Source organism: Mesorhizobium sp. M6A.T.Cr.TU.017.01.1.1 (genome assembly GCF_004023115.1).
Taxonomy (GTDB): domain Bacteria; phylum Pseudomonadota; class Alphaproteobacteria; order Rhizobiales; family Rhizobiaceae; genus Mesorhizobium; species Mesorhizobium mediterraneum.
Genome location: NZ_RZTA01000018.1, coordinates 22593 through 44496, shown reverse-complemented (window position 1 = coordinate 44496; position 21904 = coordinate 22593). Strand labels below are relative to the sequence as shown.

17 protein-coding genes are annotated in these 21904 nt (G+C 58.1%); 13 read left to right on the top strand and 4 right to left on the bottom strand.

All coding sequences use genetic code 11. From position 1 onward, the window contains the following. Positions 1-152: 152 nt before the first annotated feature. Positions 153-989 (bottom strand): type III secretion inner membrane ring lipoprotein SctJ, encoded by an 837-nt coding sequence (sctJ, locus tag EOB36_RS08460; RefSeq protein ID WP_280953371.1) that lies wholly within the window; start codon positions 987-989, stop codon positions 153-155. A 36-nt stretch (positions 990-1025) separates the two neighbouring features. After that, positions 1026-1535, bottom strand: a complete 510-nt coding sequence (locus tag EOB36_RS08455; RefSeq protein WP_095486057.1) for a nodulation protein NolB — start codon at positions 1533-1535, stop codon at positions 1026-1028. 187 nt (positions 1536-1722) lie between these two features. On the opposite strand from EOB36_RS08455, the gene EOB36_RS08450 reads away from it, so the two are divergent. From EOB36_RS08450 to tdh, 7 genes are all read left to right on the top strand, one after another. Then, positions 1723-2421: a secretin N-terminal domain-containing protein gene (locus EOB36_RS08450; protein WP_095486058.1), complete on the top strand. Its 699-nt coding sequence runs from the start codon at positions 1723-1725 to the stop codon at positions 2419-2421. A gap of 427 nt (positions 2422-2848) precedes the next feature. Then, on the top strand, positions 2849-4660 hold the full coding sequence (locus tag EOB36_RS08445) for an HrpF/NolX family T3SS translocon protein (RefSeq protein ID WP_245329904.1): 1812 nt from the start codon (positions 2849-2851) through the stop codon (positions 4658-4660). 1058 nt (positions 4661-5718) lie between these two features. After that, a complete protein-coding gene (locus EOB36_RS35945) occupies positions 5719-6063 on the top strand; it encodes a helix-turn-helix domain-containing protein (protein WP_084831489.1) in 345 nt (114 codons plus the stop codon). Positions 6064-6100: 37 nt separating this feature from the next. Further along, positions 6101-7438 carry a serine hydroxymethyltransferase gene (glyA, locus tag EOB36_RS08430; protein ID WP_095486060.1) on the top strand — a complete coding sequence of 446 codons (1338 nt, stop codon included), beginning with the start codon at positions 6101-6103 and terminating at the stop codon, positions 7436-7438. A gap of 57 nt (positions 7439-7495) precedes the next feature. After that, a complete protein-coding gene (gene metK / locus EOB36_RS08425; RefSeq protein ID WP_063169265.1) occupies positions 7496-8671 on the top strand; it encodes a methionine adenosyltransferase in 1176 nt (391 codons plus the stop codon). Positions 8672-8771: 100 nt separating this feature from the next. After that, positions 8772-9785, top strand: a complete 1014-nt coding sequence (locus EOB36_RS08420) for an adenosine kinase (RefSeq protein WP_095486081.1) — start codon at positions 8772-8774, stop codon at positions 9783-9785. Positions 9786-9850: 65 nt separating this feature from the next. Continuing rightward, positions 9851-10885, top strand: a complete 1035-nt coding sequence (gene tdh / locus EOB36_RS08415) for an L-threonine 3-dehydrogenase (RefSeq protein WP_095486061.1) — start codon at positions 9851-9853, stop codon at positions 10883-10885. A 1082-nt stretch (positions 10886-11967) separates the two neighbouring features. Here tdh and EOB36_RS08405 read toward each other — a convergent pair. After that, positions 11968-12252: a hypothetical protein gene (locus tag EOB36_RS08405; RefSeq protein ID WP_126105043.1), complete on the bottom strand. Its 285-nt coding sequence runs from the start codon at positions 12250-12252 to the stop codon at positions 11968-11970. A gap of 321 nt (positions 12253-12573) precedes the next feature. Here EOB36_RS08405 and EOB36_RS08400 point away from each other — a divergent pair, with 321 nt between their 5' ends. The 4 genes from EOB36_RS08400 to EOB36_RS08385 all read left to right on the top strand — a co-directional run bounded on the left by EOB36_RS08400 (position 12574) and on the right by EOB36_RS08385 (position 17281). Then, on the top strand, positions 12574-13260 hold the full coding sequence (locus EOB36_RS08400) for a response regulator transcription factor (RefSeq protein WP_095486062.1): 687 nt from the start codon (positions 12574-12576) through the stop codon (positions 13258-13260). 71 nt (positions 13261-13331) lie between these two features. Further along, positions 13332-14753 (top strand): type II and III secretion system protein family protein, encoded by a 1422-nt coding sequence (locus EOB36_RS08395; protein ID WP_245467687.1) that lies wholly within the window; start codon positions 13332-13334, stop codon positions 14751-14753. A 9-nt stretch (positions 14754-14762) separates the two neighbouring features. Then, complete coding sequence (locus tag EOB36_RS08390; protein ID WP_095486064.1) at positions 14763-15326, top strand: CpaD family pilus assembly lipoprotein; 564 nt, start codon at positions 14763-14765, stop codon at positions 15324-15326. Positions 15327-15409: 83 nt separating this feature from the next. Further along, entirely contained in the window at positions 15410-17281 is a 1872-nt protein-coding gene (locus EOB36_RS08385) for an acyltransferase family protein (RefSeq protein ID WP_095486065.1), read from the top strand. Positions 17282-17770: 489 nt separating this feature from the next. On the opposite strand, the gene EOB36_RS08380 is transcribed toward EOB36_RS08385, so the two are convergent. Next, the gene (locus EOB36_RS08380) at positions 17771-18910 is read right to left on the bottom strand and encodes a porin (protein WP_095486066.1); all 1140 of its coding nucleotides are present in this window, start codon (positions 18908-18910) and stop codon (positions 17771-17773) included. A 682-nt stretch (positions 18911-19592) separates the two neighbouring features. On the opposite strand from EOB36_RS08380, the gene EOB36_RS08375 reads away from it, so the two are divergent. Both EOB36_RS08375 and hemN read left to right on the top strand, forming a co-directional pair. Further along, positions 19593-19949, top strand: a complete 357-nt coding sequence (locus EOB36_RS08375; protein WP_091595902.1) for a hypothetical protein — start codon at positions 19593-19595, stop codon at positions 19947-19949. Positions 19950-20444: 495 nt separating this feature from the next. Next, complete coding sequence (hemN, locus tag EOB36_RS08370) at positions 20445-21773, top strand: oxygen-independent coproporphyrinogen III oxidase (protein ID WP_095486067.1); 1329 nt, start codon at positions 20445-20447, stop codon at positions 21771-21773. Positions 21774-21904: the final 131 nt, after the last annotated feature.

Here is a 21904-nt window from a genome sequence, read left to right as displayed (position 1 = left end):
ACTTCACTAACGTTTCTGCCGATAACGCTGGATCAAGACGCGCCGCTAGACGGGTCGGATGGGCCGAAGCCGCAAGCTCGCTCGCGCCCGGAAAACGCAATTGGTGCGGACCATCAGGTCGGGCGGTCTGTATAGGCATTGGCAATGAGATGTCACCCACGTCCAATTGCAGGCATTCTTTTGCGAATGGCCTCGACAGCAGAAGCATCCCGGCGCCCCTCGACCTTGGAAACGCCGGTTGATTGCTTGCGCCGACGCGTAGCAACGCTGCCCAAGAGATAACAGGCCACTGCGAATACGGCTGCGGCAAACCCTGTCACGGTCGCCAGAATTGGCGCAGGAAGAGGTGTTGATGCTTGTGGCAAAACAGCAGTCGGATCGGGCCGTTGCTCGTGTGCGGACCGTTCTACCGGCACCAAAACCACTTCCACCTTATCGTAGGACAAGCCTTCGATGCTGTCGGCTACCAGCATCTTTATCTTTGGCAGCAGAGCCGCGACATTTGTTTTGGCGTCGTGCCTGATAAACACCGCGGCCGAGGATGGCGTGGCGCCGGCTCGCACAAGGTCGTTATGCGGCAGCACGACGTGAACACGTACAGAAAAAACGCCATCGATATCGCTGATCGTCCGCGACAACTCTTCGCTCAGGGCATACACGTAACGGGCACGCTCCTCGGTCGGCGAGGCAATCAGGCCTGATCCTTGGAATATCTCACCGAGGTTCTTGAAGGATTGGCGCGGCAACCCCTTGGCGTTCAGAAGGTTGATTGAGAAGGCGAGCAGCTTTTCGTCAACCTGGATCGTGCTGGTTCCATCCTTGGCGACCACCCGGATCGCGGCGACCCCGTTGTCTTCAAGAAGTGCGAGCATTTCATTTGCCTCACGCTCTTGCAATTGCGTGTAGAGGTCGGCTTTGCAAGCAGTGAGGGCGACGAGAACTGGCAGCATGACAAGTCTAACCGACCGCCACCCTGACAGGCCACGCATGATTTCGCCCTCGGCCAAGCCAATCATGCGCGCGGTTCAGCCTTCCTTCAAAAGTTTATTCACGGATGATGTGACGCCGCTGACGCCTTTGGAGATAAGCGCCACCTGGGTGACGCCGTTGTAAACATCCCGAAGACCAGCCATCATCATTTCGAAGTCTTGCCCTTGTTGAGGAATGCCCGAGATTCCGGTTCCCGCCTCACCTGGGACGGGAAGCTTCTGCGCCGGTCCCGGTAGAGCGCCCTTCGAAAGGGCTATGTCATGGTCGAGCGCGGGGAAGGAAACAGTATTGTGTGGATATAGGGAGGAAATCGTCTGCAACACGCGATCGCCCATGCCGCTCGTCGGCGCAGCCGCGCGCTGAACATCCATCGCCGCAGCAACTGGCGCCGCACTCGCTGGCCCCGCGGCGGCATCGTTTTTCAGCGAGTCGGCTGCATGCCCTAAGGCGCGCTCAAACTGGGCCTGCTCGACAATCGACGGTGATCCGACCCTGGGGAGGCCAGCCGTTAGAGTGGCAGAGATCGACGTGACAGGCATCATCATGTAAGGACTCGGTTGCTCTCTCTGACCGGGCGAGCCCCGCCCATTCATCACCCGGTGTCGGCGCAACACTCCTAGGGGGGCAAGCTGACAACAAGCTGACTAACGGCGGCGTCATTTCGACAATCTAAAATCTCTTCGGCAATTTAGTCACTTGTGATGATTTCAGCGTTTGGTTTATCAGTGCGACATGCCGAGAACGCTTATCCAACCCGTCACCCTGCATGTTTTGAGACTTCTTTGTGCCGGGTTTTTTCTGTCCACCGGGATTCAACCGGCGCACGCAGTCCCGCTGTCCCTTCCGGCGACACCCTATAGATACACGGTTCTGGATCAGGAACTCGCTGCAGCGTTGCAGGAATTCGGCAACAACCTGAATATCAGGGTCAACATCAGTCCTGCGGTGAAGGGGCGAATTCGCGGACGTATGCCTGATTTGCCACCGCGCGCGTTCCTCGACCGCTTGACGAACCTTTACGGTCTCCAATGGTACTATGACGGCCTTGTACTCTATGTGTCTGCTGCACAAGAATCGCAAACTCGAATGCTTTTGATGACGTCGATTCGCTTCGATGCGTTCAAGGGGGCTCTCGACAAGCTTGATATCTCTGACGAGCGCTATGTGGTCAAACCCGTGCCAGGCAATGGCCTCGTCTTCGTTTCCGGTCCACCGCGCTTCGTCGCACTCGTGGAGCAGACCTTTAACGGCTTGGTGGCGGAGGCGCAGGCGCAGACTCACATAGCGGCCACGCCAAAGGAATCAGTGCTGATCTTGTTTCGTGGCTCCTCCACTACGGTCGTTCGCGACGGACGACCGGATGCTTCTTATTCTTCTGACATTCCACAACAGGATAGCGTTGGCGGGAAGCCTGAGCTGGGCAAGAAATGAACATTGAGGATTTCCCGCAGCTCTGAAGAACATGACTGCGGCTACCCCTTTGTGAACTCTTCGCAAACTCGTCAGTTTCTCGAAAGCTAATCCGCTCATGATGAGTCCCGGCAGCTCTCGCGGTGACTCCGGCCATTGTGTTGGACCGAACCTTGGAGCCGGCCCGGAACACAGCAATTGAAGGCAGGGCAGGCGCATTCGTGACCTGCCGACGCTTGGAATTGTCGAATTTTGTGAAACGCAAGGGATCTTCTGTCGGGGTCTCTTGTGGGGATTTCAACGTCACGTCTGAGGATGCATAATGTCGGCCAGCAATCTTTCAACTTTCTACCGCTCAAATTCGCTACAGTCCGCAAGGGGTTGGCCGGGCCTGAAAGTTTCCCATTTTGCGACCCAGCATCAGCAAAGTGCATCGTGCTTCGAAGCGATGCTGTCCACTTGTGTGCTGGCAGACAAGCCCGGCTCTTTCGCGCAAGGGGATCTGCCAGCGTCGAATCTTGATTCGACAATGGATAACTTGCGGCAGGACCCTTTGGGCCATCTGGCACCGGATGTCGAATTGACATTGAAGGGCTTGGAGCAACACCCACTGGATCTGCTGCCGCCAAATATGAGGGCGGCTCTCAAGGAGGACCAATCGCAACGCTCCAAGGCGACTGAAGCCCAACATCTGCTCCGCGTCACCCCGAAGATCGAGCCGGCTCCCAGGCCGAGCCCCGGAATCACGTGGAACGGTGGGTCGCTGACCACGGCTGAGTTGCAGATTGTTGCGGTACTCAACCGTCACAAGGACCAATGCCCGCTTACTTGGAAGTCGTTGACCGACAAAGCCAATGATCCCTCTACGCCACCGGATCTGAAAGCGGCGATCCAGGGACTGCAGCAGGATTCGGGACTTTTTTATGCGATTGGCTCGCAGGGCGACGGCCGCTGTGGAGGCAAGATCAACGCCAAGGACTTGGCCGGATTTTCAAACCACCACCCACAAGTTGCTGCATTTCAGGAAGCCCAAGCGCAAAGCTACGAGCAGAACTACATACCATCCGACGGCAGCGGAGGTTTGCAGCCTTCGGTCATGACTTTGAGCGATGCCTTGCGGGAGTTTTACCGGTACTCCGAAAATCTGTCCAAGGACCTGAGTCTGGATGAGTTCAAGAAAATGGTCGGCGGCGAATCGAAAAACGGCAAATTTCCGCCCCAGGTCATTGCGGCGGCGCAATATTTCCTCGATCACCCCGATGCTTGGAACCAGTTGTGCGGTGGCTCGAAAGGGAAGATGCACAAAGAGGATTTCCTGCAAGTCGCCTCATCGTCGATGAGCCTCACGCAAACTGAGCTGAATACGGTCGAGATGATCAAGGACCATCAGGACACGTTCTTTGGAAGCGGTGTTCTGACTCGCGACAAACTGGCGAAAATGAAAGACGACAAGAGCCTTGATCCGAAAGTGCGGGAAGCAGCCTCTCAGCTCCTTTCAGATCCTCTTTTGTTTGGCCTCCTGAACAATTCGATCACGGGCTATAAGACCCATCATAAATTCTTCGACTTTGGCGGCGGGCATACGGTTGATTCCGGCAATATCAGCAAAAAAGACTTTGCCCATTTTTGCACAAACATGTCGTCTGCGAACCGCAACGTTCAGCAGCCAATCACCCACGGCGCCCAAACCGCAGAAGAGCAGAATGCCGTCGCGGACATGAAGATGGGCCTGATGGACCAGCCTGACATTAAGTCAGCCAAAAAGAACGGCGGGGCCGTCATGCACGTCGTCGACTCCGTGCTCAAAATCGAGACGAAAGTGCTCGACTTGGCGGCAACGGCGGTGGGACTGCTCAGCTTCATTCCGGGCCTCGGACAAGTAGCCGATCTTGCCTCGATGGTTCTCGAGGCTGAGTCGCAAGCAGCCAATCTCCTGCGTACGGCCATTAACGGAGGCGATATGAAGCGAGCGCTGGAGGAAGCTGGCCTCAATATGGCCGCGCAGGCGATCGGCCTTATCGCAGGCCCCGAGGTCAAGCTGGCCATTCGAAATGGGCTCGTAAAGCACCTGATGGAAGAGGCCTTGGCGGCAGGCATTGATCTTTCGGTCTCGACGGCGCAGGACTACGCAGAAGGCTATGTGAATAACCTCAAAGCGCGCCTTGCAGGCGGCCCTGAGCAAAACCTAGGCCTGCCGAGCATGCCATCATTCCAGAGTGTGGCAAGCAATGTGCCCTTCGTCGGCATTGCCTTATCCTAGCCGTCGCCTTGCGCGGAAGCTTTGGCTCGCGCGCTGACATAAGGGTCATTGTGGCACAAGCAGGGGTTCATCCGCATCAACGCAAGCGGTGTTCCTGACGCCATCTGGATCGGACTGTGAGGGGGATGTCCGAAGTCTGTGAAGGCTTCGGTATATGACGACTTCAGAGTTACGCTGAGCCCAGCCATCTCGAGCCGGTGCGCCGGGTCGAGGTTTTCACGGGCGCCGGCCGGCAGCGGGAATGGTCTCCGGAAGGCACGGCGCGGATGGTGGCGGAGCGGCGCAGCCGAAGGAACGGCTGTCGCGCGCCCAGGGCGGCCTCCCGAACAGCCAGACGATGATCTCCTGCCTTGGGCCTATATCCTTGTGCCCACGCTCAAGGCAGTCGGCTGAAAACAGCGCTGATTTAAAACAGCATTATCCTGCACTGCACCCTCGATCCTTGCGCTCACCGATCGCTCGTCGACACGCACGCGGTCAAGTCGTTATCGGCGCTATGCCGATGGGCTTCGAGAGCAAGGTGGACGCTGAGCGGTGCGTCAGCCTCAGGGCGCGGCTGGCCAGCTTTGCGTCTCACGCTCTATGACGGCAACACCCGGCTGATCCACTTGGCCTGTTCGCGGGCTCCCGGCAGCGGCGCGGAAGCCACGGTCCGCCTTCCTCGGCTTCAGGCCAAAGACACCGCAGCATGCTCCAGAGCTATGTCTGCCGCCTTCGCCCCATCGTCGCTGGTCATGTGGAAAGGACAAGTAGGCTACGCACCCCATAATCCCGTCGGGCAGGATTCGGCAGTCGACGGCGAGACATTCGCCAAACCTCATTCTTGATTCTCAGCAACGTTAAAAAAAATTCACATAATGTTCGTGAGCGTAGTCTCCTGTCAGGTGGTACATTCGCCACAATATCTGGCGTCTTAGTCGTAGAAAGGACTGTGATCCATCTTCCATTAGCATCCATACCAGCGGATTTACAGCAAATGACGAGAGAGGTCTCATGCGGATTGATGGGGATAGAAGGGCTAGCGGCTTGCTGCATCCCGTCCGGGTTGATGCCAACCAATGTTGACACTGGTAAATCGCCTAAGGACGGCAGCGCATCTTGATCGTCTTCGAATCCTGGGCCTTTGCGCGCATGCGGATCTAACCGTCGGCGAGCTGGCCGATATTACCAGTCTGCCTCGCGAGCAGGTTCGACGCCACGTCCGGCGGCTGGTCAGAGCCAACTTTCTTTGCTGCAACGAACAACGTCCGCAGTCTTCGTACCATATGCAAGCAGGAGGCAAGGATGGCGGGCTGGCTCAATTGGTGGTCGATCTCCTGCCCCACGATGATGGCCACCATAAAAGAGACCTACAACGCCTAGAAGCAATACAAGACGCGCGGTTGAAGGGACCGCCTGCTTGATCGTGAAATAGATCAGTCCAAATGGAGCGCGACTACCATGGATAACTCCGCCGGCGGCGCCATCGCGCAGCCCGACACTTACGGGCGGCCTCACTTAGCCGCCGCCGACTCCCGCGTTCACGAACTGCTTCTAAGACAGGAGCGCCAGGAGCGGACAACTCTCAAACTGATCGCCTCTGAGAACTTTGCCTCCTCGGCGGTGTTGGAAGCCACCGGGTCGATTTTCACCAACAAGTATGCCGAGGGATACCCCGGTGCGCGCTACTACGCCGGAAACGAGATCGTCGATGAGCTTGAGACCCTCGCGATCGAGCGCCTGAAAGCGCTATTTGGCAGTGAACACGCCAACGTCCAGCCTTATTCAGGCTCGCCAGCCAACCAGGCTGTCTATCGCGCGCTTTTGAGCCCCCGTGACAAAGTCATGGGCTTGCCTTTACCCGAAGGCGGCCATCTGACTCACGGTTGGTCCGTCAATTTTTCCGGCAGCGATTATCAGCGCGTCCCGTACAGGCTGCACGAAAAGACACAGCAAATTGACTATGACCACTTGCGCGAGACCGCCAAGGGGGAACGCCCGAAGCTAATTTGGGTCGGCGGAACTGCTTATCCGCGTATTTTTGACTACGCGGCAATGGCCGAAATTGCTTCGGAGGTGAACTCGTATCTGGTGGCTGACATCGCCCACATCTGCGGCCTGGTTGTCGCAGGAGTGCATCCGAACCCCGTGTCCCATTGCGATGTGGTCACCAGCACCTCTCACAAGTCGATCCGCGGTCCCCGGGGTGGCTTCATTTTATCAAGGAATGAAGACCGTTATCAGCCCCTCCATCATCCGAAGAGCAAACACAATCTGGCCAAACGTATAGACCGCGCCGTGTTCCCTCTTCTGCAAGGCGGACCGCATATGAATACTATCGCCGCGCTTGCCGTCGCTTTGCAGGAAGCAGCGAACTCGTCCTTTCGTGTCTACGGTCAGCAGATCGTCCACAACGCCAAGGCTCTGGCCCAGGCGCTTCTGGAGCGAGGTTATGAACTCGTCACCGGGGGCACTGACAATCACATGCTGATCCTTGATCTTCGGGACCGGCCGCTGTCAGGCAAAGCCTATGCAGAGCGCTTATCGCGTGCAGGCATCATTGCGAATTTCAATATGGTCCCGGGCGACCGACGGCATCCGGCGCTGACAAGCGGCATCCGCTTAGGGACACCAGCGGTGACGTCCATGGGCATGCGCGAAACGGAGATGGTGCAGATCGCCGCTTTCATCGACTCGGTCTGCCGCCAGCCCGATGACCAGGAAGTTCATGCGAGCGTACGAAGAGACGTTGCCGACTTCTGCACTGCGTTCGATGTTCCCGGCATCACCGACCGATAAGCCACCCCAATCCAGAAACTCCTCACTAACTCCAGCACTTGAAGCGAGGGCATTTTTATGACCAGGCAGTTCGTGTTCTCTTCCGAATCCGTCGGCGCGGGACACCCCGATAAGATGGCAGACAACATCTCCGATGCCATTCTCGATGCGGTCCTGCGCACCGATCCGAAGGCGCGCGTCGCCTGTGAAGTGTTGGTGAAGACGGGGATGGTCGTTGTGGCTGGCGAGATCACCAGCCATGCACACATCGATTACAGCCAAGTCGCCCGCGATACGATACTCGATATTGGCTACGACGATGATGCGATTGGCTTTGATGGTCGACGTTGCGCCGTCGTTCTGGCCCTCACCGAGCAGTCGCCCGACATAAGCCAGGGCGTTGATGAAGGACGAGGGCAGGATCTCGGGCAAGGGGCAGGGGATCAGGGCATCATGTTTGGATTCGCATGCAACGAGACGGATACATTGATGCCCCTGCCGATCCAACTCGCTCACCATTTGACGAAAAGACAGGCCGAGGTCCGGAAAGCGGGACAGCTTGGCTGGCTGCGTCCGGACGTGAAATCTCAAGTGTCCGTACGCTACGAAGGGCTCCGCCCGGTGGCGCTGGATACCATAGTCCTGTCAACGCAGCATGACGAAGCGGTCTCACAAGCCACGGTCCGCGAAGGCGTCATTGAGGAGATCATAAAACCGGTCCTGCCGGCCCACCTGGATACTTCGGGGATCAGATTTCTGGTCAACCCAACAGGGCGGTTCGTGGTCGGTGGGCCTGCCGGCGACTGCGGCCTCACAGGACGGAAGATCATCGTCGATTCCTACGGTGGGACCGGGCGTCACGGCGGCGGTGCCTTTTCGGGCAAGGACCCATCCAAGGTTGACCGCTCGGCGGCCTATGCCGCCCGGTATGTCGCGAAGAACATCGTTGCCAGCGGCCTTGCGGAGGTCTGCGAGGTTCAGCTTGCCTACGCGATCGGCGTGGCCAGTCCGGTTTCTGTCATGGTCAATACCTTCGGAACCGCAAGGATCGAGGAAAAAAGGATCGAGCGCCTTGTTCTCGAGGTTTTCAATCTCCGACCGAAAGGCATCATCAAGATGCTTGATCTCTTACGGCCGATATACCGCAAGACGGCGACATACGGACACTTCGGGCGTGAAGAGCCTGAGTTCACTTGGGAGAAGACGGACAAAGCTGACGATTTGCTGCGTGAAGCCGGACCGGCAGCTGCGTGAGGGCGGCTGGATCAAGCGCATGCGGCAACCCATTTCAACTCGCGAGACCACGCCCGGCCGGCGTGGCAAGAAGCCGGCTCGGGTTATGGCGGAGATTTTGATGCCGGATTATGACGTGCTTTGCATCGGCAATGCCATTGTCGACATCATCGCCCAGTGCGACGAGGAATTCCTCGAGACGAACGGCATCATCAAGGGCGCGATGAACCTCATCGACACACAACGCGCCGAGTTGCTCTACAGCCGCATGGGCCCGGCGATCGAGGCCTCCGGCGGCAGCGCCGGCAACACGGCGGCCGGCGTCGCCAGCTTTGGCGGCCGCGCCGCCTTCTTCGGCAAGGTCTCCAACGATGCGCTGGGCGAAATCTACGCCCACGACATCCATGCGCAGGGCGTCGCCTTCGACACCACGTCGCTCAAGGGTGAGCCGCCGACGGCGCGCTCGATGATCTTCGTCACGCCCGACGGCGAGCGCTCGATGAACACCTATCTCGGCGCCTGCGTCGAGCTTGGCCCTGAGGATGTCGAAGCCGACAAGGCGTCTGGCGCCAAGGTCACCTATTTCGAAGGCTATCTGTGGGACCCGCCGCGCGCCAAGGAGGCAATCCGCCAGACGGCGAAGCTGGCGCACGCGGCAGGCCGCGAAGTGTCGATGACGCTATCGGATTCGTTCTGCGTCGACCGCTACCGCGACGAATTCCTCGACCTGATGCGCTCGGGCACGGTCGACATCGTCTTTGCCAACAGCCACGAGATCAAGTCGCTCTACCAGACATCGTCGTTCGACGAGGCGCTGGCCCAGATCCGCAAGGATTGCCGGATCGCCGCCGTGACACGCTCTGAAAAGGGCTCCGTCATCGTGCGCGGCGACGAGACCGTGGTGATCAAGGCGACCGCCATCAAGGAACTGGTCGACACGACGGGCGCCGGCGATCTCTATGCCGCCGGCTTCCTGCATGGCTACACGCAAGGCCGCGACCTGCAGACTTGCGGCGACCTTGGCTCACTGGCAGCCGGATTGGTGATCCAGCAGATCGGCCCCAGGCCCCGTCAGAATTTGCGCCGCGAGGCCGAGCAGGCGGGGCTGACCATTCCGGACGTTCAAACGAGTTAGTGGCCTACCTTCCCGTTGTGCAGGCTATCTCGCCAGAAGCGCAATCACGGAATAGGGAAATCCTGATGTCGAACATGATGAAGGCGCTTGTGAAGGCCAAGGCCGAACCGGGCATCTGGATGGAAGAGGTGCCGGTGCCGGAAATCGGCCCCAACGACGTGCTGATCAAGATCAAGAAGACGGCGATCTGCGGCACCGACGTGCACATCTACAATTGGGACCAGTGGGCGCAGAAGACCGTGCCGGTGCCGATGGTGACGGGCCATGAATTCGTCGGCACCGTTGCCGATTTCGGCGCAGCGGTCACCGAATACAAGGTCGGCCAGCGTGTATCGGGCGAAGGCCACATCGTCTGCGGCCATTGCCGCAACTGTCGCGCCGGGCGAGGGCATCTGTGCCGCAACACACTCGGCGTCGGCGTCAACCGTCCGGGCGCGTTCGGCGAGTATCTGGCGATCCCGCAGCACAATGTCGTGCCGATCCCCGACGATGTGCCCGATGAGATTGCCGCGATCTTCGATCCCTTGGGCAATGCCGTGCACACCGCATTGTCCTTCGATCTGGTCGGCGAGGACGTGCTGGTGACTGGCGCCGGGCCGATCGGCATCATGGGCGCGCTCGTCGCGCAATGCGTCGGTGCGCGCAAAGTGGTCATCACTGACATCAACCCGGTGCGGCTGGCGCTAGCCAAGAAACTCGGCGTCCAGCATGTCGTCGACGCCTCGAAGGAAAAGCTGCGCGACGTCATGCCGGTGCTCGGCATGACCGAGGGGTTCGACGTCGGGCTCGAAATGTCGGGCGCCGCCCCCGCTTTCCGCGACATGATCGACACCATGAACAATGGCGGCAAGATCGCCATTCTGGGCATCGCGCCGACCGGCTTCGAGATCGACTGGAACAAGGTCATCTTCAAGATGCTGCATCTCAAAGGCATCTACGGCCGCGAGATGTTCGAAACCTGGTACAAGATGATCGCGCTGGTGCAGGGTCCTCTCGACGTGTCGGGCCTGATCACACACCGCATCGGGGTCGATGACTACCTCGACGGTTTCGAGGCGATGAAGAGCGGCAATTCGGGGAAGGTGGTGATGGATTGGTAGGGATCGCCTTGGCCGCTCTTCAGGAAAAGCTGACGGGACAGCGCCCCTCTGGTCCGCCGGACATCTTCCAACGAGGGGAACATGGCTGGGTGGAGAGCTATGGCTCCGCTAGGTGCGCCCCCTAATCATGATACGGCGACGTATCGCGGCCCATCCGATAACGGTCGATGGTGGCAATTCGCCTCAGCCGATGACGGAAATCCGGTGAACGGATGCTCACAGGCCCCCACGCGATCGTCTATTTCCTAAGATCTGCGATTGAGGTCGAGGTGTTGCCGCCGTTTCAGCGGGTAAGATGCGTTAGACGACTTCCGGTACCTTTCCGGTCAGCGAATTAAGGAAGGCAACGAGCCGCATTGGACAGGTCGTGCCATTCCGGTTCGGGGGAAGTATGGCGCGGCTCAGCATGGCGACACGGTCGGAACTGAAGCGGCGATCGTGGAGCGTTATCGCGGCGTTGACAAGCGGCGCATTCTGAATGAGTTCGGGGCGGTAATCGGCTATTATCGCAAGCGCGCGCGATCCGTCTTATGAACCGTCGTGAGCAGAGGCCGTCTGCGGGCAAGAGCCGCAGCCGCTGTTACGGCAGCGATGTCCGCGAGGCGCTCATCGTGTTGTGGGAGGCTTCGGAGCGGCTGAGGTCCGCATCGTCGCTCGCGGCGGCCAGCGCCGCCGGGCAGGAATGAGTTCGAAAGTTCGCCGCTCGGTGCAAGCCCGCACCTTCGGCGATTGGAAAGATCCGCCGCCCGGCTTGGTTGAGCGCATTCGGGCACGTCTTGGTCGGGGAGCTTCGTGCAGACGATGGTGCTGACCGAAATTGCCACCGGCTGGACCGAATGCATTCCGGTCCGCACGCGCAACAGCGGCAATGTGATCATGGCGATCAAGCAGGCCCGCTCGCGGTTTCCCTGACCCTGTGCTGCTGTTTGCCGGCATCCGCCCGCACAGGAAGAGCTTGGAAAGCGGTCGATCGTCGTGGCCTGAATGCGGAAATCGAGGACGTTGGTCGTCGATCTCCAGCCTGAACGCGGTCGTTTCCTGGTGCCGCAAATCGGCTGTTGCATACACATCCCTGTCAGACGTCAGTTTTCCTCGCCCATTTTGGTGTCGAGACGCGAAGTGCTCTTTTGGACCAGCAAGGCTTTTTGGAAATCTGAGAGCGGCTTTCCGCGGGGCGCTCCATTTTTGAGCATCAAGCTACCACAGCCAATGACGCGCAGGTTCCACCAGACTCGCCAGCCTTGAAGGACAGCGAAAAAAGCAGAGCACGACAGACACAAGAATCCATCAGGACGCCGCAGTCGTTGAAGATGCGGCGCTGCATCCATACCGTGGATGCATTTGATCCAAATAATCGATTTGTTCAATCAGTTTCTCGAAAGCTAACCCTACCCTCTGTGGGAATCGGGCTCTGAGCCGCGACGCTGCCTTGCGAGCGTAGGGGCTGCACGTAGGAGAGATGATGCAACGAGAAATCGCACGCGGGTTGCTGGCGTCGTGGGTTCGCCGACCGGCGTATTTGAGCCCGCCAGTTGGTCCTCACCCGCGCCTATTGCCACCGAGCGACTTGCATGTCCCTCCGACTCGGACCAGTTCCGAGAGCTGCGACGAGTTGCGCGCCGTGTGCTCCGATCAGATGGCCGCCGGTGACGCGTTCGATGGGCCGTCCCTCTTCGATAGGAGATGAAATGCGAACGCTGCTCGTGGATCATCATGCGGATCTTGCGCGCGCCATGCGACTTGCGCTCGGGGATGGCGGCTTCGTCGTTGATGTCGTTGGTACTCTGGAACTGGCCTCGAGTGCATTTTCTTGCGCCAGCTATGAAATTCTCCTGCTGGAATTGGCTCTGCCAGATGGCGATGGCTTGGGTTGGCTGAGGCAGTTGAGGACCCACGGGCATTCAGTTCCTGCCGTCATTATGAGCAGCCTCAACGATCTCGATAAGCGAATTGCGATCTTCAACGGTGGTGCGGACGACTTTCTGCTCAAACCCGTCTCTACCGATGAGCTTATCGCCAGAATGAGAGCCATTCTGCGCCGGGCGACACAAATGACCGACCTGAGGCTCGTATTTGGCAATCTCAACTTCGATCCGGTCGCCCGACAGGTTTTCGTTGCTGGGCACCCAATGATGATCGCACGTCGCGAACTCTGTATTCTAGAGCATCTGCTTAACCGGGCAGGCCGCATCGTGCCCCGTGCGCAGTTGGAAGATCACCTCTATTCGTTCAACGACGACGTGTCTGCCAACGCGCTTGAAGTCGGAATCTATCGTTTACGTGGACATCTGACCAGATCAGGTGCAACGCCACGGATCAAGACCATCCGTGGCATTGGTTACATTCTAGAATTGACTGACGCGTCATCCGCATAGTTTGTCGAATCGAAAGAAGATCTATTTTGCTGATCCTTCAACATCCTTGCCCTGCGCTCAATTGGCGGGCGATCGCCATCAAGGTTCCTAGACCTGCAGTGCCCCGTTACCTGGGCCATCTCCTCTGTGCGCTTATTGTGACTTTCCCACTTGGTGTCGCGGCGCAAAACAAGCAGGACAAAGGCGCGCCGCGTGCGGCTTCGAATAGCATCAACGCCACGCTGACCCTTTCCTCTTCGCTCGGGGAGACCGTTCATCTGCCCGCGCCAGCCACGACCATCTTTGTTGCTGACCCCACGATCGCGGATTTTCAGGCACCATCGAGCAAAACAATCTTCGTCTTTGGCAAGAAATCGGGGCGGACCAGCCTATTCGCCTTGGATGGCAACGGCGAGCCTCTCGCCGAATTGCGTATCGTTGTCACGCAACCGATCGGGGATTTACGCGCCATGTTGCGGGAGCAGGTCGGCGACTATCCCATCCGCGTCAACTATACGCCGCGCGGCGCAATCCTTAGCGGGACAGCGCCCGACGCAGAGGTCGCCGACACCGCAAAAAGAGTCACTGAGCAATATCTGGGCGACGGAGCGCAAGTCGTCAACAACATCAAGGTCACTGGATCCCTGCAAGTTAACCTCAGCGTGCGCGTAGCCGAAGTCTCACGCAGCGCCATGAAGTCACTCGGCATCAACCTGTCCGCCTTCGGTCAAATCGGCAATTTCAAAGTGGGCGTTCTAAGCGGAAGCGGTGCAAGCGCTGGGTCTGGTTCAACCCAGGGTGGCGGTACAGCAGAAATCGGATTCGACAACGGTGCCGTCAACGTCAGCGCGGTTCTCGACGCGCTCGCCAAGGAGCATATAGCTTCCGTCCTGGCTGAGCCGAACCTCACCGCCATGTCGGGTGAAAAAGCCAGCTTTCTCGCTGGCGGCGAATTTCCCATTCCTGTCCTGCAGGAAAACAGGCAGGTATCGGTTGAATTCCGTCACTTCGGCGTCAGTCTGGAATTTGTGCCGACAGTTCTCAGCAACAATCAAATCAACATTCACGTAACGCCCGAAGTCAGTGAACTGTCGACGCAAGGTGCCGTGCAAATCAACGGAATTTCCGTGCCGGCAGTTTCCACGCGCCGAGCCGATACGGTCGTCGAACTCGCCAGTGGGCAGAGCTTCGCAATCGGCGGTCTAATCAGGCGGAACGTCAACAATGATGTCAGGGCCTTTCCCTGGCTCGGAGAAATGCCGATCCTGGGACCGCTTTTTCGCTCGTCCTCGTTTCAAAAAGAGGAGTCAGAACTGGTCATTCTAGTTACGCCTTACATTGTAAGACCAGGCTCCAACCCAAACCAGATGAGCGCACCTACCGAGCGGGCGGCACCGGCTTTGAACGGAGGGGGCGCTCCGACGAATTCCGTGGCAAGTCCCCCGCGAGACCGCGCTGCTATCCGTGCGGGCGCGCCAAGCGCCCAGGGCGGTCTCGGCTTCATCATCGAATAGTGTCGTCCAATGATGTTGCGTTTTATAATCCTCTTTGTCGCTCTGGCACCAAGCGTAAGTGGCTGCACCAGCACTACGCCAGTTGATGTCGAACCATCGGCACCAATGCTTGTCCGAGAGGAGACCACCGTCCTGACGTTGCAAAGCCTGCGCGCTTCCGAACGGCAGCGTTTGCGTGTTTTCCTAGACAAGGCCAGTCGCGGCCGGTTCGATGCCCTCCACCTCCTGATCAGCGGTTCGCCCCAGCTCAGCGCACGGGTAGCCCATCAGGCCAGGCAGTTGGCAATCGAAGCAGACAACATTCAATTGCTCGATCAACACGACGCCGGCTCAGTGCGAATTGAGGCGATTGTCTATCACGCCCGTCCGCCGGTCTGTCCCTCATATGGTGCTTTACCCAATGAAGAATCCTTCAAACAGCCGCTTGGTTGTTCGACAGGATATAACCTGGCCGTGATGGTCAACGATCCGCGCGATCTGCTCGACAATCAGGCCGTCAAGTCCGGCGATGGCGATCGTGCTTCTATACCAGTTGCCACTTACAGAACATTCGGGACGGATAAAGGTGGCTGATACCGTCCCTTATCTTGGCAGCACTCCTACCGGGGATTGAAAGCTCCAATCTCGCCCTGATCTAAAATCAAAGGAACCGCTGGATGCAATATAGGCGCGATATCGAGGGCCTTAGGGCTGTTGCTGTACTTCCGGTCGTACTCTTTCATTTCGGAATTTCGGCGATCCCGGGTGGCTTTAGCGGGGTCGATATCTTCTTCGTCATCTCCGGCTACCTAATCAGCGGAAGCCTCTTGGATGACCTTGAACGCGGCCAATTTTCGATCGTCAACTTCTACTGGCGCCGTGCCCGGCGCATTCTGCCGGCTCTCGTCTTTGTGATGCTTCTCACCTGCATTGCGGCATTGTTCATTCTTCTGCCATCGGATCTGCGCGAATTCAGTCTTAGCATCATAGCTGCCTCGACTTTCTGGTCGAACGTTTTTTTCTGGAAAACGTCAAGTTACTTCTCGATCGATGCCGCGCTTCGACCACTGTTGCACACCTGGTCGCTTTCCGTAGAGGAGCAGTACTACATCTTCGCCCCAATCCTGATGTTCCTAATCTATCGCTACATCGGGAAGCGCTGGCTGACGACACTTCTTCCGATAATTCTCTGCAGCTTCGTAGTGGCGGTGATGGCGACATCGCTGGCGCCCACCGCCGGATTCTATCTGCTGCCGACCCGAATCTGGGAACTCATGTTGGGCGCCCTGCTCATGCTCAAACGCCCCCCGCCGTTGGGCAACCGATTCCTGATGGAGTCGGTGGGGTTGGCCGGATTTGGCCTTCTCGCCATCGGGTTCTTCGCGATTTCGGAGAGTGATCCGTTCCCAGGCTACAACGCCTTGTATCCATGCATCGGAACGGCCCTTCTGATCTATGTTGGCCAAAATTCCCCCTCGACGGTCGCCAGCCGCATGCTCGAAGTCCGGCCGCTGGTCTGGATTGGGCTCATCTCGTATTCGTTGTATCTTGTTCACTGGCCGCTCAATGCGTTCGCGCATTATCTTTCGTTCCAAAAACTCGATCCGTTGATGACCGGTGCGATGTTGGTGGCAAGCCTCGCATTGGCTGCATTCTCCTGGAAGTTTGTAGAGCAGCCGTTTCGACAGAAGAGGACCTTCACCGCCCCGGGGCCTATCTTCGCCTTTTCAGCGCTCGCGATCGTTGTTCTTTGTGCCGGCGGAGCGGCGGGGGCGCTCGGCAACGGCTTTCCGCAACGGTTTCCGGACTATGTCCAGCGGCGCATTTCCGTCGGGGACTGGAGGAATGGCATCTGTTTCAACGAGGGCACCAGCCGGATCGAAAGCTGGAATATGGAGGATTGCACGCGCACTCGCGGTTTTCCAACAACGGTTTTTTTGTGGGGCGACTCCTTCGCCGCGCACTATGTTTCCGGCCTGGGTGCTAACATAAATCGGTTGCAGGCGAACATCGTGGAATATACGTACGCCGGCTGCCCGCCGATACTCTCTTACTACTCTTACGCTCGTCTTGATTGTGTCCGGTTCAATCGCAAGGCCTTGGACATCATCTTGGAAGCGGACATCAAGACGGTTATCCTCAGCGGTAAATGGAGTGACTATGAGGTCAGAGGCTTCGACGGTCTTCAGCAAACAATCGATACGCTTCGTGCCCTGGGCGTGCGCGTGTTTGTCATCGGCCAGTCTCCGCAGTTCCCAACTGACGTCCGGAAAATTGCGTTCTTCGCCAAGCGCCAAAATCTGGACGATACGTCCTGGCCGATGGCGATGGACCCCGGCATCAACGAACGTGTGCGCTCATTTACCAAAGGCGCTACATTCATCGATCCGCTGAAATTCCTGTGCAGCGCAGGACGCTGCCCCTATTCCGACAGAGGAGAGTTTATGTATTTCGACTATGGTCATTTCTCTTCAGCCGGCGCCACACTGGCAATCTCGAAATACTGGCCGGCTTTTGGCAAAGACAATGCTCTTCCTAAGACGAAGTAGCGGGTCAGACGGCTGACAAGCACCAGTGCGGGTCCCTGTGATTGCTCCTGCTTCGGCAGCAGCCGCGACGATGGAGCTGTTCAGGTTTAAGGCCACCCGATAGCGACCTAGGATGGGTGCTGCCACGCGGATCGGACTAAGCGTGCATTATCACGTAAATGTTGAGAGAATGAATGGCGCCGCGAAGGGCAATTCCAGCCATCCACAGCGACAGGCGTGTCGCGGTCCCGACATAGCAGTGGCACTTACCTGACACGGCCTCACACTGCCCTCTAAACGGCCCCGAATTTGAACTGACCACCCCTGGCCGGTTCATTGGGCAGGTCAAGGGCTAGGCTGTATTACACAGGGCTCACCCCTTTCAGTCTCAAGTTGGTACGATGGGCCGTGGACGGTCGATGCAGACTTCAAGGATGGCGAAAGAAGCTCTCCATACGTGCGTTGTCGAGGCAAGTGCCTTTGCCAGAGATGCTCGCGGCTGGAGAGATTTCAAAATGAGCGTTGGAGGCGGAGAATGCCGCCGACGCTGTTCGGCTTGCTCGTGCCCTTGACGGTCGTAGGGTCGGCAGGGCCGACGCCAAAGTTGCCGTAGTGGTCGTAATCGACCTCGGCTGTGACCGTGAGGCCAGGAACGACCATATAGACGACGTTTGCAGCCACACCAGAGTCCTTGAGCTGATCACCCGAGACCTGAAGGTTGAACGAAGTTTTCTCGTCAAACTCGTAGGTGGCGCCCGCCCAGAAAGCCCACTGGCCGTTCCAGATTTTGTACGAGCCGCGCCCATGATTGGCGATTGCGCCGTTTGAGTCCTCGTTGAGACTGCCATTGGAACCGTAGCCGAACAGTCCAAACAGCGACAGCTGGTTTGTGACAGCGACGTCGACACGGATCTTGCCGGCCAAAGCTTCGTAGTTGCTGTCATAAGCCGCGACGCCGGTGATCGAGCCCCAGCCTTGCGTGTATTTCAAGCCGGCGACAACGTGCGGAATATAGCTGTCGATAGTACCGGCTGAGCCCGATCCTTGTTCGAGCGAAATCACGGTCGAAATGCCGTTGCCGGCGTCGAAGTAGGACTGAGCCACATTGGTGTCGAAGCCGGCCGACCGAACGAGCATACTATCGAGAACGTTGCCAGCGTAGCTTACAAACGTATCGAAGGCCGACCCGTCCTTGCCAACTCGCAGGCCCCCCAGCTCGACCCAGGCAGAAGCCAGTGCGAGGCCGCTGTTGAAATCATAGTTCTGAGGACTGTCACGCGAGTTAGCGCTATTGCCAAAATTCACGTGGGTTTCGGTATAGGTCGTCAACGCGCCGAGCTCGGTCTGCTGGCCGCTCCAAGTTTTGAACGTGAAGCGTGTGTTGTTTCGCCAAGTGCCTTGGTCCTCGCCAGTTCTCACATCCGAGGTTCTTGCGCTGTCATAGGATCGGACATCACCCAGGCCGATATCATAACGGACATAGCCGCCGATGCGCAGGCAGGTGTCGGTGTTGGGAATATAGAAATACCCCGAGCCGAGGACGTCGCAGATCTTGATGTACTCGGCCGGTTCCCGCTCGGCGCCAGCTGCTCGAACGACGGAGGCGGCGATCAGAGCAGTTAAGCCGAGAAGACGATTCTTGATGTACATGTCTAGATCTCCATGAAGGAATAAAAAGGATAGAGGCGTAAGAGAAAGCTTTACTCTAAATTTTGTGCGTGTTGTCTCCAATTTGTGGACGTAAAAGCGCTTGACATGGGAGGTTATCCAGCGTAGAAGCCACATGTACTTAGAATAGTGTTTTCTGCTAGGAGATTCATTATCGTTTATATGTGAAACACTCCGGTCAGACCGCTGCAGCCTCAGAATAGAGCAGCAAGCGACATGCCAACCTGAAGCGTAGATGCGGCCGACACCAAAATTGGGCCGACGCGCCTTCGTCTCGCTGGAATCACTTTTTTTGAGGGTCACTGCGAAAAGCAATGTGCGACACGGTTCGCCATGTTCGATATGTGACAGTCTCGTTTAACAGCGACGGCTTCCCGTCTGACCGCAACGGAGGCCGCTTCATGCGCTACCGAGAAGGATTACTGCGCGCGTGCGGTCCGCAAGGGCTGCGCCAGGAACAGAGGGCGTCCACGTCCGATGTGTCGCATGGTGGCCGAAGCACCTTTTCGCCGCTGTAAGTTCGCCGTGCAGGTACATTGCGCGGCCGATAGCGAGAAGGGATCGCACCCTGAAACGGTTGCCTACGGCTCGCCTCGAGTAATTGGCGATGAACAGCATTCTCGAGAACTTAGTCTCGACGGAAAGAGCAACGAAAGGAAGCCGCTTGGACGAGCACGATCCGAAGGAAGAACTGATCGAGACCATTTTCCGCAACGGCACAATCACTGCCGTGGGTATCCTGCTTGCCTTTTCGCTCGGCTTCCTCACTCATTGGGCGGCGAACCCCTTGCCATGGCAACTCTACGATCTGTTCGCCGTAGTGCCGATCCTGCTCGGCATCGCACTGCAGATGAGAGCGCTGTCCATGCTGCTCGACATGAGTTCCTTGCGCCGCCCCATCTACGAACGCGCCAATCGCATTTTCATGGTCGGCCTCATCCAGACCGCGTGTGGCGTCGGGATGGCGATCTTGGTCGATCTTTTCGGGATATCGGTAGGGGGCACGCTGCCCGGCGCTTGACGACAAGCCACACCGCCGCTCATCGCTCGAAGCGACGTCAAGCTGGGGAGCCTTGTGCACCCCCTAGCGGCGCCTTCCTTTCATCAAATGAGCGGACGTCAGCTTTAGAGCGTCTCGGTGGCTAAAGCCGGTATGGTTTTTCGGCCGGCAGGGAAGGCCGCTGGCTGGACCTGGATGGCGTCTGAACGAGGCTTGACAGGTGCGTTGCGACGTTTGGCGTCGGACATGAATTTCGCATTGCAAAGTTCTTCCGCAGACGCCTCAAGCACACTGCATCGGCGTCACGTACTCAAACGTTGAATGCGGCACCGCACCATCACCTCAGGCGGACCATGGCACGCGCGCTCGGTTGATACCGTCCTGTCCAAGCGAGACTGCGACATCGCCGCCTCCGCCTTGAAAACGCGGAGAAAGCGGGACGCACTGACTTAGGTCAGAGACAGGACGAGCGCGCAACGAAACAATGATGGATCAGCGACGTGGGACGACAGCTCCTTGCACACCTCAATCCTGACAAAGTACCGGGACCCCCGGCCGCCTTGGTATACCATCTATCCGACTGTGCCAGACTTCTCTGCGGCGGTTGGTGCTGACGATTATGAGGAATGGCTGAGGGGCCTCCCGGCCGACGAATCGGTGTCGCTCTATTTCCACATTCCGTTTTGCCGATCCATGTGCTGGTATTGCGGCTTCCCTACCGCGGTCACCCGTCGCAACGGCCCGATCCTTAATTATTTGGCGGTGCTGCGTCAGGAGATCAGTTTGGTGTCGGAGCAAGCGCGGCAAGGGCTGCCGGTGAGCGATGTGCATTTCGGCGGCGGAACGCCTCACCTTATCGGGCCAGCCGAGTACTTGGCGCTGATGGAATTTCTACGCCGCCACTTCGCTTTCAGCAAAACTGCTGCGATCGCCGTGGAGATCGATCCCCGAACGTTCACACCGGAAATGGCCGAAGCCTTGGCAGCTACCGGTGTCAACCGCGCGAGCATCGGCGTGCAGAGCTTTGATCCCGATGTGCAAAAGGCGATCAATCGGATCCAGAGTAAGGTGCAGACGGCCGCTGCCGTCGAAAATCTCCGCCGGCATGGCGTTGGCCATATCAACTTCGATCTCATCTTCGGTCTCCCGAAACAGACTGTGCAGTCCTGCATCCAGACCGCGATGGCTGCGGTCGCCATGCGCCCCAACCGGTTTGCGGTGTTCGGCTACGCGCATATTCCTTCCGTGATAAAGAATCAGCGCCTAATCGAGCAGGCAGGTCTACCGGACGGCGATGTTCGCGCCGAACAGGCTGCAGCTGTCGCCGAGACACTGGTTGGCGCCGGCTACCGGGAGATCGGGCTCGATCATTTCGCTTTGCCGGACGACGAACTCGCGCTAGCGCAGAAGACCGGGCGTCTGCGGCGTAATTCGCTGGGATACTCGGCCGATACTTGCAAGACCGTGATCGGCTTCGGCGCGTCGGCTATTGGCCGAGTCGGCGAGGGGTACGTTCAGAACGAAGTAACACGGGATTCTTACGCCCGGCACATCGCAAGTGGACGTCTGGCGACATCAAAGGGCCACCGTCTGACCGACGATGACCGGGTGCGCGCAGCAATCATCGAGCGACTGATGTGCGATTTGGAGGCCGACGTGCCGACCATCTGTGCCGCCCACGAAATCGAACCAGCTCGTTTTCTCGATTCAGTTGAGCGTTTGGTGACGCTGGCTGAGGAGGGGATCGTGGACGTCGAAAACGGCTTCATCCGCGTGCGGCCGGAGCACCGCTTTGTTGTTCGCGCCGTTGCTGCTGCATTCGATGCTTTTCTCGCGAATCGATGAGTTGAGGCCACGACTCGGAAGGCATCAGACCTTGTTTGGCGCTCGTCGGCATGGGCTCTCGCAGAAGACTCCGCAAGCGCATGCAGGGGACTTCCACTTGACGCCGCGTTTCCCATCATCTCGCCTGGGTG

What these genes read in the sequence shown, in the direction of transcription:
- EOB36_RS35945 (WP_084831489.1), top strand. Translation starts at nt 5,719, where the DNA reads ATGTTGACACTGGTAAATCGCCTAAGGACGGCAGCGCATCTTGATCGT.
- sctJ (WP_280953371.1), bottom strand. Translation starts at nt 989, where the DNA reads ATGCGTGGCCTGTCAGGGTGGCGGTCGGTTAGACTTGTCATGCTGCCA.
- EOB36_RS08445 (WP_245329904.1), top strand. Translation starts at nt 2,849, where the DNA reads ATGCTGTCCACTTGTGTGCTGGCAGACAAGCCCGGCTCTTTCGCGCAA.
- EOB36_RS08390 (WP_095486064.1), top strand. Translation starts at nt 14,763, where the DNA reads ATGATGTTGCGTTTTATAATCCTCTTTGTCGCTCTGGCACCAAGCGTA.
- EOB36_RS08420 (WP_095486081.1), top strand. Translation starts at nt 8,772, where the DNA reads ATGCCGGATTATGACGTGCTTTGCATCGGCAATGCCATTGTCGACATC.
- tdh (WP_095486061.1), top strand. Translation starts at nt 9,851, where the DNA reads ATGTCGAACATGATGAAGGCGCTTGTGAAGGCCAAGGCCGAACCGGGC.
- metK (WP_063169265.1), top strand. Translation starts at nt 7,496, where the DNA reads ATGACCAGGCAGTTCGTGTTCTCTTCCGAATCCGTCGGCGCGGGACAC.
- glyA (WP_095486060.1), top strand. Translation starts at nt 6,101, where the DNA reads ATGGATAACTCCGCCGGCGGCGCCATCGCGCAGCCCGACACTTACGGG.
- EOB36_RS08400 (WP_095486062.1), top strand. Translation starts at nt 12,574, where the DNA reads ATGCGAACGCTGCTCGTGGATCATCATGCGGATCTTGCGCGCGCCATG.
- EOB36_RS08380 (WP_095486066.1), bottom strand. Translation starts at nt 18,910, where the DNA reads ATGTACATCAAGAATCGTCTTCTCGGCTTAACTGCTCTGATCGCCGCC.
- EOB36_RS08455 (WP_095486057.1), bottom strand. Translation starts at nt 1,535, where the DNA reads ATGATGATGCCTGTCACGTCGATCTCTGCCACTCTAACGGCTGGCCTC.
- EOB36_RS08385 (WP_095486065.1), top strand. Translation starts at nt 15,410, where the DNA reads ATGCAATATAGGCGCGATATCGAGGGCCTTAGGGCTGTTGCTGTACTT.
- EOB36_RS08450 (WP_095486058.1), top strand. Translation starts at nt 1,723, where the DNA reads ATGCCGAGAACGCTTATCCAACCCGTCACCCTGCATGTTTTGAGACTT.